We start from the raw sequence: 14,729 nt of genomic DNA, 5'->3' as shown, positions 1-14,729 counted from the left end.
TCACCATCCTCCGGTTACCATCCTCGGCGAAGGACGGGAACAGCGCCGGCCAGGAGCGGCGAAGGGCGGGAACAGCGCCGGCGAAGAGCGGGTGCGACTGCTCACCCCAAGGCTGCTCGACGGCCAGCGATGGTGGCGAGAACCTCTCGGACGAACTTCTCAGGATGCCGGCGTAGGAAATCCGGCGAGTAGCGCAGAAACACATATCCTCGGTTGGCGATCATCTTCTGTCGCTCGAACTCTTCCTGCCGCGCGCGTTCGGCGTTGGGTCCCTGGTATTTCACGTTGCCGTCGATCTCAATGAGTAACCAGCCATCGATGCAAAGGTCGGCGTAGCGTCCAGCCACTTCGTACTGTGTAAACAAGGGGCCGATCCCCGCACGGATCAGCAAGGCGCGCGCGAAAGATTCGTAGGGCGAACCGGAATCCGCGACGCTGTGCCGAATGCACTCCCGGACCACTGCAACACCTTTCAGTCTGCCAAGCTGGGATGCCTCCCGTTCAAGGAGTTCAAGCGTAAACCCACTGCGCCGGAGGTAGTCGGCAGCGACGAGCCCTTCGACGAAGCCGTAGTGGCGGGCGATATCAGCGAACGTTCGAAAACCATTGGTAACCCGGTGGCCGTCGCGCAACGAGATTTCGCTCTTGCGCAGCACCATGCGTCGAAACAGGATCCCTTCCCGGTTTCGTCGAGTAGGGGAGCTCCCCCTGGAAAGCAGACACAGTTCGACGGGCTCTTTTGTCGTACTGATCACCCAAATACCGTGCATGCGCGCGGCCGATCTGCCGACTAGCACTGCTTCCCTGCTCATCAGTGCAGCAGCCTCGACACGCAGCCATTGACGTTCGTGGAACTTCAGCTCTTTCCAGCTCGTCTCCCGATACACAATACTTGTGTCGAGCACCCGATGCGGCCCTCGGAGTTTGTCGAGTGCTTTGTGGGAGAGCAGCCGTTTGTCCACAATCCCCCGCCGCAGTTCCTCCTTCCGCTCCTCCCATCGTTGCTGTTGTGCCTTGTGTTCTCTGTCAATCCCCATACCTATTCTGACGGCGGAAACTCGGCACCGGTTCCCTTTCGCCGCAGGAAATCTACCCTGCGTTGCGCAGTGCGGTGGCCAGCCCGTTCATGGTGACCTGGATCGTCTTCGGGACGAGGAAGGCCTCGTCGCCGGCGCGGTAACGGCGCAGCAGCTCAAGCTGGACGGCGTTGAGCGGCAGCAGGTAGGGGTAGCGACGTTTTAGGGATCGGGCCTGGCGCTGGTTCTCGGCAACAAGGTCCGTATGCCCGGTGATACGGAAGTAGACCTGCTTGGTGCGCTCGAATTCATCGGCGATAAGGGAGTAGATGCGCTCGGCTACCTCGCGGTCCTCCACTAGGTCGGCGTAGAGGCGGGCCAGCGACAGCTCGGCCTTCGCCATGACTTGGGCCATGTTGGACAGCACGGAGCGGAAGAACGGCCAGTCACGGTAGAGTTCGCGCAGGTCATCCCAGCGGTCTTCGTCTTCCCCAGCCCAGCGCTCGACTGCAGTACCGACGCCGAACCAGCCCGGCACGTTGGTACGCGACTGCGCCCAAGACAGCACCCAGGGGATGGCGCGGAGGTCGGAAATCGCGGTGGTCTGTTTGCGTGACGCCGGGCGGGAGCCGAGGTTGAGCTCGCCGATCTCGTGCAGCGGGGTGGACTGGGTGAAGTAGTCGATAAACCCGGGATCACCGATGAGCTCGTTGTACTTTTCGCCGGAGTAGGCGGCAAGCGTGCGCATGATGTCGTAGGCGCGGGTCGGGTCTTCAATAGGTTCGGTATCCAGGAGGGATGCCTCCAGGGTGCCGGCGACGAAGGCTTCGAGGTGGCGGCGGGCGGTCTCTGGCGATCCGTACTTGGCGGAGATGATCTCGCCCTGCTCGGTGATGCGGATGGAGCCGTCGACGGCACCCTTGGGCTGAGCGAGGATCGCGTCGTAGGTGGGCCCGCCACCGCGGCCGACTGCCCCGCCGCGGCCGTGCGCGAGTCGAAGGCGGATGCCGTGCCGGTTGCAGAGGTCGACCAGGGCGAGTTCGGCGTCGTAAAGCGCCCAGTTCGCTTGCAGGTAGCCGCCGTCCTTGTTGGAGTCGGAGTAGCCGAGCATGACCTCCTGGATGTCACCGCGGGCGCGCAGATGTTCGCGATAGAACGGCAGCGACCAGAGATCTTCGAGGATGCTGGCGCCGTGTGCGAGGTCCTCGATGGTCTCGAAGAGTGGGACGACGTTGACGTCGCTCAGGCCGACCTCTTTGAGCAGGACCATGGGCTCCAAAATGTCGGAGACGGCACCGGTCATGGCGATGATGCACTGCGTGATCGCACCTTGGCCCAAGTCCCGAACGGCGCGGGCGGCGGCGGTGAGGATGCCCATTTCCTTGCGGGTGTCGTCGCTAAGCAGTGCTTCGGCGCGCAGCAGCGGACGCGGGGTGCGCAGCTCCTCGACGAGTACCTCCACGCGGTCCTCTTCAGCGAGCGCGGCGTAGTTATCGCACACGCCGGCAACGCCCAGTACCTCGGCCACGACTTTCTCGAAGGACTCAGAGTTCTGCCGCAGGTCAAGCGTGTACAGGTGAAAACCGAAGGTGGTCACGGCAGAGCGTAGACGCGCCAGCCGGTCGTCCGCAATGATTGCGCCGCCGTGCGCACGCAGGGAGTCGTCGATCACGTCCAGGTCTGCAAGCAGCTCGCCGGGGTCCGCATACGGCGAGCCCGTGGTCACCGAGCCAGCGAGCAACTCGCGCGTAGCGACGACACGGTGGCGGATGCCAAAAATGGCCCGGCGGTAGGGCTCATCGACGCGGGACTCGGCGGTGTTGTTGGCGGCATCCGCAAGCCGGGAAAGCTCCTCCGAGCAGGTGGAATAGCGGTCTGAAAGCGACAGCTCGCGCTCCAACTCACCCAGCTCATCGATGTAGTAGCTGAGCACAGTATCGGCGGCTTGGCGGGTGGCATACGTGAGCGTTTCGGCATTCACGTACGGGTTGCCGTCATGGTCGCCGCCGATCCAGGAACCCGGGCGCATCACGGGGGTGAGGACGAGGTCGCGGCCAAAGGTGTCGCGAAGTTCGTAGCGGATTGCGCGGTTGATCGCCGGGATCTGCTCAAGCAGGGAGAGCTTGTAATAGCGCAGGCCGACGTCAATCTCGTCCTCAAGACGCGGGCGGGCGATGCGGATCAGCGCGGTCTGCCACATCAGGGTCATGCGCAGCTCCATCTCGCGTTCGATGGCTGCCGGGTCGGCACCAGCGTGGAGTTCACTCAGCAAGCGCTTGATGTGGGTCTGGGTGTCGAAGACGGTGCGGCGACGGGTCTCAGTCGGGTGCGCAGTGAGCACCGGAGAGACCTGCGCCCCGGCGATAAGGTCGGCGACCTTGTCTGCCTCCACGCCGCCGTCTTTCAGGTGCGCGAAGCTTGTGCGTAGTGAGACCGGTGCGGCGGCCTTCTCGTCGTCAAGATCCTCAACCAAGTTAGCCAGCAGCGCGAAGTGGCTAAATGCGCGTGCGACGAGGTTCACTTTGGGGATGTCCATATCGCGGAAGACTGCGAGCAGGTCTTCCGGGGTGGCGTCCCCGTGGGCGATGTCAAAGGCGGTGCGGCGGGTGGATTCGACCAGGTCGAAGATCTCCTGCCCTTCCTGCTCAGCAAGCACGCGGCCGAGTACCCGGCCTAGGAGTCGGATGTCTTCACGGACGTGATCGGCAGGCTGAGCAGACACGGAGGCTTCCTTCAACTACGGCGCGACTAAGACGTCACGGGCGCGACGTGCTTAGTAAACGTAGCCAAGTTCTACTCCCCTGTCTCGGCATCGGAGGTCGAACGATCGCGAGCTGGGATATTTGCACTATTTTTATTCAGCCCCTCAACTCGCAAAATAGACCGCTTGGTACACAACTACAGACCAAGCGGGCTACATTGCAGCGCATGGGAAACTACGACAACTCCAACGCACAAGAATGGTCCTTTGGTACGCGCTCGATCCACGCGGGCCAGCAAGTCGATCAGGATTACGGCGCGCGTAACCAGCCGATTTACATGACCACCAGCTACGTGTTCGACGATGCCCAGCACGCGGAGAACCGTTTCAACCTCTCGGATGCAGGCCCGATTTACACCCGCCTGACCAACCCGACGCAGCAGGCACTCGAAGACCGTCTCGCCTCGCTGGAGGGCGGCGTGGCAGCCACGGCGTTCGCCTCCGGCATGGCCGCGGAGACTGCCGCGATTCTCACTTTGGCGCAGGCGGGCGACCACGTTGTTACCTCCCCACGCCTCTACGGCGGCACCGAGACGCTGTTCCAGCACACGCTGCCAAAGTTGGGCATTGAGTTCACCTTCGTGGAAAACCCGGACGATCCCGCAAGCTGGCAGGCTGCCGTCCAGCCGAACACACGGGCGTTTTATGGCGAGACGTTCGGCAACCCGATCGCGGACGTGCTAGACATCCCGGCCATTGCAGAGGTGGCCCATAACAATCAGGTGCCGTTGATCGTCGATAACACGATGGCGACTGCCGCTCTGGTCAAGCCGCTTGAGTTGGGTGCGGACATCGTGGTCGTGTCCACGACGAAGTTCTACACCGGTAACGGCGCTGCGATTGGTGGCGCGATTATCGACGGCGGCAAGTTCGACTGGACCGTCCAGCGCGACGGCAAGGACGTCTTCCCACTGTTTACCACCCCGGATCCGGCGTACCACGGCCTGAAGTACGCGGACCTGGGCGCCCCGGCGTTCGCGCTGCGTGCCCGCGCCGGTTTGCTGCGCGACACGGGTGCGGCGATTTCGCCGTTCAACGCGTGGGTTGCGCTGCAGGGTATTGATACGTTGGCGCTTCGCGTGGAAAAGCACAATGCGAACGCGCTGAAGGTGGCGGAGTTCCTCGCGGGCCATGACAAGGTGGCCAAGGTCAACTACGCAGGCCTGGACGATTCGCCGTACAAGGCGACGAAGGACAAGTTGGGTCTGAAGTACACCGGTTCGGTGCTGTCGTTCGACATCGCGGGCGATCAGGATGACAAGACGAACGCGTGGAAGTTCATCGACGCGCTGAAGCTGCACTCCAACCTGGCCAACATCGGCGACGTGCGCTCGCTGGTGGTGCACCCGGCGTCGACAACGCACTCCCAGTCGGACGCTGCCGGCCTCGCTCGCGCTGGTATTACGCAGGCCACGGTGCGTTTGTCTGTCGGCATCGAGGATGTCGAGGACATTATCGCGGACCTCGAGCGCGGTTTCGCGGCGGTCTAAATGCTGGCTCCCGAAGGGCAGCTTGCCACGGTCGCCATCGGCGATGTTGTCACTGAAGCCGGCGAGGTGATCGCGGATACGCGCATTGCTTATCGACGATGGGGTGCACTGCAAGGCGACCCCAACGGCGTCAACAACGTCATCCTCGTCGAACACGCATTGACCGGCGACAGTGACGCCGCCGACTGGTGGTCCGAAGCCATCGGCCCCGGCAAAGCGCTAGACACCGACGAGTGGTGCGTGATCTGCACCAACGCACTCGGGTCGTGTTACGGCTCCACCGGCCCTGCGAGCGAGCACCCGGATGGTGGTGTGTGGGGCTCGCGCTTCCCCGCCATCACGATCCGCGACATGGTGCACGCCGAGCACGCCTTCCTTGACCGTCTCGGCATTGGGCGCGTCCACGCGGTCATCGGTGGATCCATGGGCGGCGCGCGCACTCTGGAGTGGACGCTGCTCTACCCCGAGCAAGCCGACTACGCGCTGGTGCTGGCCGTGTCTGCCCGAGCAAGCGCCTGGCAGATCGGTATCCAAACCGCGCAGATCACCTCGATCACCCAGGACCCAGCCTGGCAGGGTGGCGACTACCACGGCACCGGCCAGTCGCCGGATGCCGGGCTCGCCGCCGCGCGTCGCATCGCCCATCTGACCTACCGTGGCGAGCTGGAAATCGACGAGCGCTTCGGTACCTCCGCCCAGACCGGCGAAAACCCACTCGGACCATTCCGCCAAGACGACCAGCGCTTCGCCGTCCAGTCCTATCTGGAGCACCAGGGCAAGAAACTCACCGAGCGTTTCGATGCCGCCTGCTACGTCACCCTCACCGAAGCCCTCAACCGCCACGACATCGGCCGGGGCCGCGGCGGGCTGAACAAGGCGTTGGCATCCTCAACCGTGCCGACGATGATCGTCGGCGTCGACACCGACATTTTGTACCCCTACCACCAGCAGGAACACATCTCCCGAAACCTGGGCAACCTGCTAGCTATGTCGAAGTTGTCCTCCCCCGTCGGCCACGACGCCTTCCTCGTGGAGGCGCGCCAGATGGACCGGATCCTGCGCAACTTCATCAAACTCACCCACGAAATCCCGCCCGCCCGCGAGATCGCGTCACGCTACGGCGACTACGCGATCTAGGGGTTAAGACCCCAGCGCGTCCACCGACCAGGACAGCCACATCATGGTGGCGCCGAGGGCGGTGGTGAACGTGGCGTCGAAACGCTTGGAACGCACCGCAACCAGACCGATTACTTTGGAGTCGCAGGTCAGGCGCACCAGCGTGAGCCACAGCAGGGCCGCGCCAAGGGTGAACGTGGCGCGACGCCAGTGCTCGGTGGCGGCGAAGATGCCAGAGAGCACAAACCCGACGACAAACACGGCAACCCCGGTGCGCTGCGCCCACAATGGCAGGCGTGACGGGGCGTTGCCGCGGTCGTGAGGGTTATCCAGCGTCAACCCCGGAGGCAGCGAGGTGGCGGGGAGCTGGATGCGGGTGCTTCCCACGTTGTTACGCGTCCTGGTTCGGTTGCTGGTTCACGCCTGCTTGCCGCTCGGCGCTTTCGACGATGTTGCGCACCAGGAACGTGCGCGTCATCGGGCCGACACCGCCCGGGTTCGGGGAGACCCAGCCGGCCTTCTCCCACACGTCGGGGTGCAGGTCGCCGACGGTTTTGCCGTCGACGCGGGAGACGCCGACGTCGAGAAGCGCCGCGCCTTCCTTGATCATGTCGGCGGTGATCATGTGTGGCTTGCCAGCGGCAGCGATGATCACGTCCGCGCGGCGAGTCTCCGCGGCGAGGTCCTTGGTGCCGGTGTGACACAGCACGGTGGTGGCGTTGACATCGCGGGAGGTCAGCATCAGCGAGATCGGACGGCCCACCGTCACGCCGCGGCCAATAACACAAACGATGGCGCCGTTGAGATCCACGCCGAAGCGCTCGAGCAGCTTGATGGAGCCGTTCGGGGTGCACGGCAGCGGGGCCGGCTCGTTGAGGACGAGTTTGCCCAGGTTGACCGGGTGGAGGCCGTCGGCGTCCTTGTCCGGGTCGATCAACTCCAGGATCCGGTTCTCATCCAGGTGCTTCGGCAGCGGCAACTGGACGATGTAGCCGGTGACGGAATCGTCGCGGTTGAGCTCGTCGATAACCGCCTCAAGCTCCTTTTGAGTGGTCTCCGCAGGCAGGTGCTTCTGAATGGAGGCAATGCCGAGCTCTTCGCAGTCCTTGTGCTTCATGCGCACGTAGTTCTGGCTGGCGGGGTCTTCGCCGACAAGCACCGTCGCCAGCCCCGGGGTCACCCCCTGTTCCTTCAGTCGCGCCACGCGCTCGCGCAGGTCCGCGAAAATCTCCTCGCGGTAGAGTTTTCCGTCCAGTTTGATCGCAGTCACGGCCCCAATCCTAGACTCTTGTGCGTGCTCCACATCATCTATGACAATCCGGCCATTGGCGGCAATGCTGGCGCGGCGATCCGCCTTGCGGCAAATACCGGCGCGCAGCTGCATTTCGTCGAGCCGCTCGGCTTCAATTTTGACGACAAACACCTCAAACGCGCAGGCCTGGACTACCACGATCTTGCAGACGTGGTCATCCACCCCAACATCGACGTCTGCTTCGACGCGTTGGAAGGCTCCCGCATTTTCGCGTTCACCGCGCACACCGACCACCACTACCACGAGGTGCAATACCAGGACGGCGACGCGTTGCTGTTCGGCAACGAGGCCAACGGCATCCCGGGGGAGCACCTCGCCCACCCGCGGATTACGTGTCAGGTGCGGATTCCGATGTTGCCGTCGCGGCGCAGTATGAACCTGACGAACTCGGCGTCAGTCGCCATCTACGAGGCCTGGCGCCAGCTCGGGTTCCCCGGCGCTTTGTGACAGCGGCGGCAACTCGCGGGCGCGCAGCTTATCGACGAGCCCACGCGCCTGGTCCTCCTCCATATCCCGACACGTCACACTGAAGGCGCCGGGCACCAGGTCCAGGTCAACGCTGGCCAAGCCGAGTCTGCGCTGCAGCGGGTCCTGGTTAAAGGTCAGTTCCTGGATGTGTGGGACGTCCACCATCTGGAACCAGCGCCCGATCCGCCCTGCCGTTGTCGTGACCGCGTCGGCGCGGACCTTGACCGTTTGACGTTTCCAGTCGAACGGTGAGATCCACCGGGCGCTGCGCGGGGAGCGGAAATCTACGTTGTCCAGATCGGTCAGTTCAGCGCCGGTTAGCGGACCGACTGCATCGATCACGGCCATCGCCTGTTCCCACGTCCCCACTGGCAGAATCTTCGACGTGCCGGTTTGCTTGTTACGTTCCGAGCCATAACCCGCCGCCACGACAGAGACCGTCCACCATCCGAACGGGCGCCAGAACATTGGCTGGCGCAACTGCACCGCGTGGATACGCGAGCGAGGCATTGCTTGCCGACGACGATTCGCCAACCCATACGTCAAGTGGAACACCTCCCCGTCCTTCGTCGCGTTGAAGCGCCACGACTGGTCGATCGTGCGCCAAATGCGGGGCATAAAACCCACCACAACAGGGATGATCGCCGCGGCGGTCACATCCGTCCACAGTGGAATCGTCGACCACGCCAGTGTGAATACGGTCGACATTTGCAATGTGGTGCCGATCAGCGAGCGGCGAATCGGGATCGGCGGCACCAACATGTTCGGTGCGTATTCGGCCCCGGCAGCGGCGGCGCTCTCAAGCGAACGCTTTACTGGCCCGTCAATGCGGGCCAGGATCTGCGCGCGGACCTCTTCTGCTTCCTCGCGCGGAAGGTATGTGATGTCCAAACCTGAACTGGCACTGCCTGCGGCCTCGATACGCACGGAGGCAAGCCCAAACAGTCGCGGTGCAAAGGATTCGACTACGTCAACAGCCTGCACACGGTCGTAGCGCGCGGTGCGGATTTGGTTGGTAAGCACACCGCGGCGGGTCTCCACTTCTTCGTCGCCTACCTTGAATCCGCTGCGACGCCACCACACCTGGGACACCGCGAAAATCACCACGAGCGCAGCCACAAGGCCTGCGGCTGCCCATGCAATGTCGGTGGGGCCGACGTTTTCGCGCTGCATCCACCGATAAATCGGCATGGTGAAGTTGAACAGGGCGAGTGTCGCTAGGGCCAGCATGAACGTCCACACACGCAACAGTGGCGTGAGCCTATGGACGTGGCGGTAGCCCTCCATGCCGGGAATCGTCGATACGCGTCTGCTTGTCACAGCCCACTCATCCGCTCACGAGCCTTCAGCGCAAGGCGATCCCGCAACGCATCCGCATCCGCCGCAAGCAGTCCCGGCAGATCCGAGTTGGACGAATTCGACGCCGTATGCACCGTCAGCTCCTTCAGCCCCAGGGCACGTGTGATCGGCCCCGACTGCACATCCACGAACTGAATGCGCCCATACGGAATCACTGTGATCGTGTGGAACATCTTGCCGGTGCTCAGCACCAGTTCGTCCTCGGTCTCCAGCCAACCCATGTTGCGGACCTGGTACGGGATAAGGAAGAAGCGCCAGATGAAGATCACCGTGAAAATCCCCAGCGGGATCAGGAATCCCCAGCCCCACTCGCGGTAGGCCAAATATAGGCCACCGCACACGCCGATGGTCCACAGGGCATTCGACACCAGCATCGGCCACATCAACTTCGGCGACACTTTGTGCATCTCCTCGACCGAGGACGGCAAAGGCTGCACCGGGCTATGCACGCCGGTAGTGGGCTGGACTGCAGTGTTCGGACCTGCAGTGTTTGGTCCGGGGTGATGTTCAGGGCTTCCGCTGAGCGCTTCAGACATGGCGATCACGCTACCAGCAGCCCCAGACACGGCCTTGCTCATGACAGGGCTCATCGAAGCATTCATCGGAAGTCCCTCGATCCCCGGGAGAGCAGCTCCCCTACCTCCAACGGTTCGAACCGGTCCGCCACCACGGACACTGCCCCGGAAGCATTTTGCACAATCCCGCGTACGACGAGCGCTTTCGCAGTGCGGGCAAGGACGCGTTGCTTCTTCCACAACCCGACTGAGATAACCACGTTGACCAGCCCGGTTTCATCCTCCATTCCCAAAAATGTCACACCACCTGCAGTGACCGGATGTTGGCGGTGCGTCACCACTCCGGCGATGCGCACGCGAGTGCCGTCCTCCACGCCATGCAGCAGTTGTGCAACCGGAATAACGCCTCGCTCCTCCAGCGATTCGCGCACCATCTCTACTGGCATGAGCTCCGGGGTCACCCCTGTGGCTGCGATGTCAGCCACCATGAGTTCGAACGAGTTCATGCCAGGCAGCGCCGGCGCCGAGATCGCCGATAATCCGGGCAGCATGCCGTGGCGTTCCGTGGCAGCGATACCCGCTTGCCACAATGCTTGTCGACGAGACACCTCAAAGCAGTCCAACGCCCCCGCCCGCGCGAGCGCCTCGACATGGTCGACGCTCAGGTCAGCCCGGCGCGATAGATCCGCAATATCGGTAAACGGTGCCGCTGCTTCGATCCGGTCGGCGGCATCCGCACCTAAGCCACGGACGAGCCCGAGCCCCATCCGGATCGTTGAGGAATCAATGCAGCGCGCCTCGCGCCCCGACGCGTTGACCGACACTGGCAGTACCTCTACCCCGTGCCGGCGTGCGTCCTGTACCAGCGACTGTGGTGAGTAGAATCCCATCGGTTGCGCCCGCAGCAATCCCACGCAGAACTGCGCCGGGTAGTGGCATTTAAACCAGGCGGAGAAGTACACCAAAGAGGCGAACGACTGGGAGTGCGATTCCGGAAACCCGTATGCGGCGAACGCCACGATCTTCTGCCACAGCCGTTCTGCGACTTCTTCGCTGATTTGGTTGGTGGCCCAGCAGCCTTCGAAAAACCTCGCGCGCAACGCGGCCATCTTGGCCGGTGAGCGTTTCGATCCCATCGCGCGCCGAAGCGCATCCGCCTCACGTCCGGAAAAACCAGCCGCATCGACGCAGATCTGCATGAGTTGCTCTTGGAACAGCGGGATCCCCAGTGTTTTGCCAAGGGATCGCTCGAGCACCGGATGGTCGTACACGACCGGCTCTAGCCCGTCGCGACGCCGCAGGTACGGATGCACCGAACCACCCTGGATTGGACCAGGGCGGATCAAGGCCACCTGCACGACCAGGTCGAAAAACCTGCGCGGCTTCAACCTAGGCAGCGTGCCCATCTGTGCGCGCGATTCAACCTGGAACACGCCGACGGAATCGGCGCGGCAAAGCATGTCGTACACGGCGTCGTCGTCAAGCGAAAGCTCCCACAAATGCACCTTGCGGCCTGTGGTTTCCTCCACGAGATCCACCATGTGGTGCAGCGCTTCGAGCATGCCGAGCCCCAGCAGGTCGAACTTGACCAGGCCAGCGGAGGCACAGTCATCTTTATCCCATTGCACCACCGAGCGATCTGCCATGCGCGCCCATTCGACGGGGACGACGTCGGCGATGGGACGGTCACAAATCACCATGCCACCAGAGTGAATGCCCAGGTGACGCGGCTGCCCCTTGAACTGCGCTGCAAGTTGCTCCACAGCCTCGGGCGGATCTGAAAGCCCCTTCGACCAACTATCCGCAGCGCCCTGTGCGTATCCGAGCGCACGCGCGGCATCACGGACCGCCCCTTTCGTGCGGTACGTAATCACGTTAGCTACCTGCGCCGCATTGTCGCGCCCATATGTGTCGTAGACGTACTGAATGACCTCCTCTCGCCGGCCTGACTCAATGTCTAGGTCAATATCTGGTGGTCCGTCACGGTCGGGAGATAGGAAACGCTCGAACAGGAGGCCTGCCTCGATCGGCTCGACATTCGTGATCCCGAGGGCGAAACACACCGCCGAGTTCGCCGCCGAACCACGTCCTTGGCACAAAATGTTCTGCTTCGCGCAGAAATCCACGAGGTCGTAAATGATCAGGAAGTAGCCGGGAAAGTTCAGCTCCTCAATCACGCTCAGTTCGTAGCGGATCTGCTTCATCGCCTGGTTGCGCACATCCGCACTCCGCGTCGCGTACCGGAACTGCGCGCTCGCCAACGTCAGATCCCGCAGATGATCCATCTCGCCTCGCCCGCTTGGCGTTGGGTAGCGCGGCAGTTCAGGCGCGACAAGATTCAGCGTGAACGCGCACTGCTTTGCCAACTCAACGCTGTAATCCAGCATGTGTTTGCATCCCGGCAGCATGCGTTCGAGCTGCTCGCCAGAGCGCAGCCAGTTCGCACCCATCGGATGCAAGTCCCCGTGTGCTTGCGCAAGTGCTTCTCTGCGAGCCAACGCACGCTTCGCCGCAGCCAACCTCGCCTGCTCACGCGTGGCTGCCGCCGGAACTGCTGTGACAATGGCCGGGAGGTGATCAAAACGATCGAGCATTGCGTGCCGGTCAGCGTCTTCAGGAGTCATCGAAACTTCATATTCTCGCACCACATTGTCCTGGCCAAAGGTTTCGACCATGTGGTCGATTTCATCGACCCACTGCCACCCCGCGAGCGCAACGCAGGTGCCACCTAGTTCTGCACCAATAAGCTCCAACGGTGGATACGCCACTGCATCCTTTTCCCGCGTCCCCATGTGTGCATCTGCCATAAGATGCGACAGGCGCCGATACCCCTCAGGCCCACACGCAATTACAGGAAGCACCCGCTGGCCCAATGTCAGCTCGGCCCCAAATACGGTGTCCAGCCCTGCAGCTGCAGCAGCCTCTGCAAACTTGACTGCCCCATAGAAGCCGTCGCGATCCAGCAGGCCAAGGGCGTTCAACCCCAAATCCGCAGCGCGCGCGACAAGGTCTTCCGGCTCGCTCGCCCCATCGAGAAAACTATACGACGACACCGCGTGGAGTTCCACGAACGGAACTTGCGGCTCGCTACGGCGCGGTCGCACAGGACCTGCGCCAGGCAGCATGCCTGTGCGCCCCACCGGCACCGGCTCTGGCCCGGGACGTCCCGAAAGGATGCGCTCTAGCCGCGACCACGAAAGTGGCGCTCCCCCATTGAATCTCATGGCGAGAACACTATCATGATTCGAAACTGTGTGCTACATTTTTCGAAAACCCAGAACAAACTGCTTTGTTCTAAAAAATAGACTAAGCGGTACATAGGGTGCTAGATTCTCACCCGTCAAACTTTCCCAATAAACAAGGAGACATCATGCGTATCAAGCGCACCCTCGCAACCGTTGCTGCTGCAGCACTCGCCACCACCGGGCTGGTCGCTTGCTCCAACGAGTCCAACGACGCCACCGAGACCACCGCCGCAAACGGCGAGAACGTCACCGTCAAGATCGGTACCACCGAGGCCGACCAGGAGGCCTGGACTGTATTCAAGCAGCTCGCTGCAGACAACGGCATCGAGCTCGACATCGTGCATTTCTCCGACTACTCCCCGGTCAACGAGGCTCTCGCACAGGGAGAGCTGGACGTGAACAAGTTCCAGCACATTAAGTACCTCGCCGAGTACAACGCTGCTTCCGGCAACGACCTCAAGGTTGTCGGCTCCACCGAGATCGTCCCGCTCGCACTGTTCTGGAAGGACCACGACTCGCTCGACGGCATCGAGGGCCAGTCCGTCGCCATCCCGAACGACCCGTCCAACCAGGGCCGCGCCATCAACGTGCTGGTCCAGGCCGGTCTGCTTACCCTCAACGACAACGTCGCTGACCCGCTGACCCCGACCCCGGCCGAGATCAACAAGGACGAGTCCAAGGTCACCGTCACCCCGGTCGACGCGTCCCAGACCCCGAACGCTTACAACGAAGGCAAGCCGGCCATCATCAACAACACCTGGCTGGACCGCGCAGGCATCGAGCCGAGCCTGGCCGTGTTCGAGGACGACCCGGAGTCCAAGGAAGCAGAGCCGTACATCAACGTGTTCGCTGCTCGTTCCGAGGACATTTCAGATGAAACGCTGAACAAGCTGGTCGAGCTGTGGCAGACCCCGGAGGTCGCTGAGGCTACCGCCAAGGACTCCAAGGGCACCTCGGTTCCGGTCTACCGCGACCAGAAGGAACTCAACGACATCCTCGACCGTCTGCAGAACAAGTAAGCACAAGAAGCAATAAGGAGCGCGTAGATCATGCGTACCAAGCGTTTTCTCGCAGCGGCGGCAGCCTCTGTCATCGCCGCAACCTCTTTGGTGGCGTGCTCGTCGGAAACGGAGTCGTCGACAAGCAGTGCTGATGGCGACGCTGTGACCGTCAAGATCGGCACCACCGACGCAGACCAGAAGGCCTGGAGTGTCTTCGCGGACGAAGCCCAGAAGGCCGGCATCGAGCTCGACATCGTGCGTTTCTCCGAGTACCCGCAGGTCAACCCAGCACAGACCGAGGGTCAGATCGAGATTTCGAAGTTCCAGACCATCAACTACCAGGCCCAGTACAACGCCACCGCTGGCAAGGACCTGCGCATCATTGGTTCTGGCGAGATCAACGTGCTTGGCCTGTACTGGAAGGACCACGACTCGCTCGACGGCAT

Annotated in this window: 12 protein-coding genes; 5 read left to right on the top strand and 7 right to left on the bottom strand. The window is 62.6% G+C overall.

The genetic code is table 11. The features are described from left to right. Positions 1-101 precede the first annotated feature (101 nt). Together HMPREF2617_RS07805 and ppc are read right to left on the bottom strand one after the other, a co-directional pair. Positions 102-1,037, bottom strand: a complete 936-nt coding sequence (locus HMPREF2617_RS07805) for a hypothetical protein (RefSeq protein ID WP_083279472.1) — start codon at positions 1,035-1,037, stop codon at positions 102-104. Positions 1,038-1,089: 52 nt separating this feature from the next. Further along, complete coding sequence (ppc, locus tag HMPREF2617_RS07800) at positions 1,090-3,738, bottom strand: phosphoenolpyruvate carboxylase (RefSeq protein WP_070840454.1); 2,649 nt, start codon at positions 3,736-3,738, stop codon at positions 1,090-1,092. A 206-nt stretch (positions 3,739-3,944) separates the two neighbouring features. Between ppc and HMPREF2617_RS07795 the strand changes: the two genes are divergently transcribed. Both HMPREF2617_RS07795 and HMPREF2617_RS07790 read left to right on the top strand, forming a co-directional pair. Further along, positions 3,945-5,267 carry an O-acetylhomoserine/O-acetylserine sulfhydrylase gene (locus tag HMPREF2617_RS07795; RefSeq protein WP_070840453.1) on the top strand — a complete coding sequence of 441 codons (1,323 nt, stop codon included), beginning with the start codon at positions 3,945-3,947 and terminating at the stop codon, positions 5,265-5,267. Next, positions 5,268-6,404, top strand: coding sequence for a homoserine O-acetyltransferase MetX (locus HMPREF2617_RS07790; protein WP_070840452.1), 1,137 nt, complete (start codon positions 5,268-5,270; stop codon positions 6,402-6,404). It begins immediately after the preceding gene. A gap of 3 nt (positions 6,405-6,407) precedes the next feature. On the opposite strand, the gene HMPREF2617_RS07785 is transcribed toward HMPREF2617_RS07790, so the two are convergent. Together HMPREF2617_RS07785 and HMPREF2617_RS07780 are read right to left on the bottom strand one after the other, a co-directional pair. Then, positions 6,408-6,770, bottom strand: a complete 363-nt coding sequence (locus HMPREF2617_RS07785) for a DUF3017 domain-containing protein (RefSeq protein ID WP_246821718.1) — start codon at positions 6,768-6,770, stop codon at positions 6,408-6,410. Positions 6,771-6,774: 4 nt separating this feature from the next. After that, positions 6,775-7,653, bottom strand: coding sequence for a bifunctional methylenetetrahydrofolate dehydrogenase/methenyltetrahydrofolate cyclohydrolase (locus HMPREF2617_RS07780; RefSeq protein ID WP_141763029.1), 879 nt, complete (start codon positions 7,651-7,653; stop codon positions 6,775-6,777). An 18-nt stretch (positions 7,654-7,671) separates the two neighbouring features. Between HMPREF2617_RS07780 and HMPREF2617_RS07775 the strand changes: the two genes are divergently transcribed. Further along, the gene (locus tag HMPREF2617_RS07775; RefSeq protein ID WP_070614294.1) at positions 7,672-8,142 is read left to right on the top strand and encodes a tRNA (cytidine(34)-2'-O)-methyltransferase; all 471 of its coding nucleotides are present in this window, start codon (positions 7,672-7,674) and stop codon (positions 8,140-8,142) included. On the opposite strand, the gene HMPREF2617_RS07770 is transcribed toward HMPREF2617_RS07775, so the two are convergent. The 3 genes from HMPREF2617_RS07770 to HMPREF2617_RS07760 are packed head-to-tail and all read right to left on the bottom strand — an operon-like array spanning position 8,089 to position 13,261. Continuing rightward, the gene (locus HMPREF2617_RS07770) at positions 8,089-9,483 is read right to left on the bottom strand and encodes a PH domain-containing protein (RefSeq protein ID WP_141763028.1); all 1,395 of its coding nucleotides are present in this window, start codon (positions 9,481-9,483) and stop codon (positions 8,089-8,091) included. The genes HMPREF2617_RS07775 and HMPREF2617_RS07770 overlap by 54 nt on opposite strands. Then, on the bottom strand, positions 9,480-10,100 hold the full coding sequence (locus HMPREF2617_RS07765) for a PH domain-containing protein (RefSeq protein ID WP_371441300.1): 621 nt from the start codon (positions 10,098-10,100) through the stop codon (positions 9,480-9,482). Before HMPREF2617_RS07765 ends, HMPREF2617_RS07770 begins: the two co-directional genes overlap by 4 nt. Before the next feature lie 20 nt (positions 10,101-10,120). After that, positions 10,121-13,261 (bottom strand): error-prone DNA polymerase, encoded by a 3,141-nt coding sequence (locus tag HMPREF2617_RS07760; protein ID WP_070840451.1) that lies wholly within the window; start codon positions 13,259-13,261, stop codon positions 10,121-10,123. A gap of 146 nt (positions 13,262-13,407) precedes the next feature. On the opposite strand from HMPREF2617_RS07760, the gene HMPREF2617_RS07755 reads away from it, so the two are divergent. Together HMPREF2617_RS07755 and HMPREF2617_RS07750 are read left to right on the top strand one after the other, a co-directional pair. Next, positions 13,408-14,301: a MetQ/NlpA family ABC transporter substrate-binding protein gene (locus HMPREF2617_RS07755; protein WP_070840450.1), complete on the top strand. Its 894-nt coding sequence runs from the start codon at positions 13,408-13,410 to the stop codon at positions 14,299-14,301. 30 nt (positions 14,302-14,331) lie between these two features. Beyond that, the coding region (locus HMPREF2617_RS07750) for a MetQ/NlpA family ABC transporter substrate-binding protein (RefSeq protein ID WP_246821717.1) at positions 14,332-14,729 on the top strand (398 nt) is incomplete at its 3' end.

Origin of the sequence: Corynebacterium sp. HMSC070H05 (assembly GCF_001837615.1) — a bacterium.
In the GTDB taxonomy this organism is placed as follows: domain Bacteria; phylum Actinomycetota; class Actinomycetes; order Mycobacteriales; family Mycobacteriaceae; genus Corynebacterium; species Corynebacterium coyleae.
Note: the sequence above shows the minus strand (reverse complement) of the source record. Positions and strands in the feature narration are given on the sequence as shown.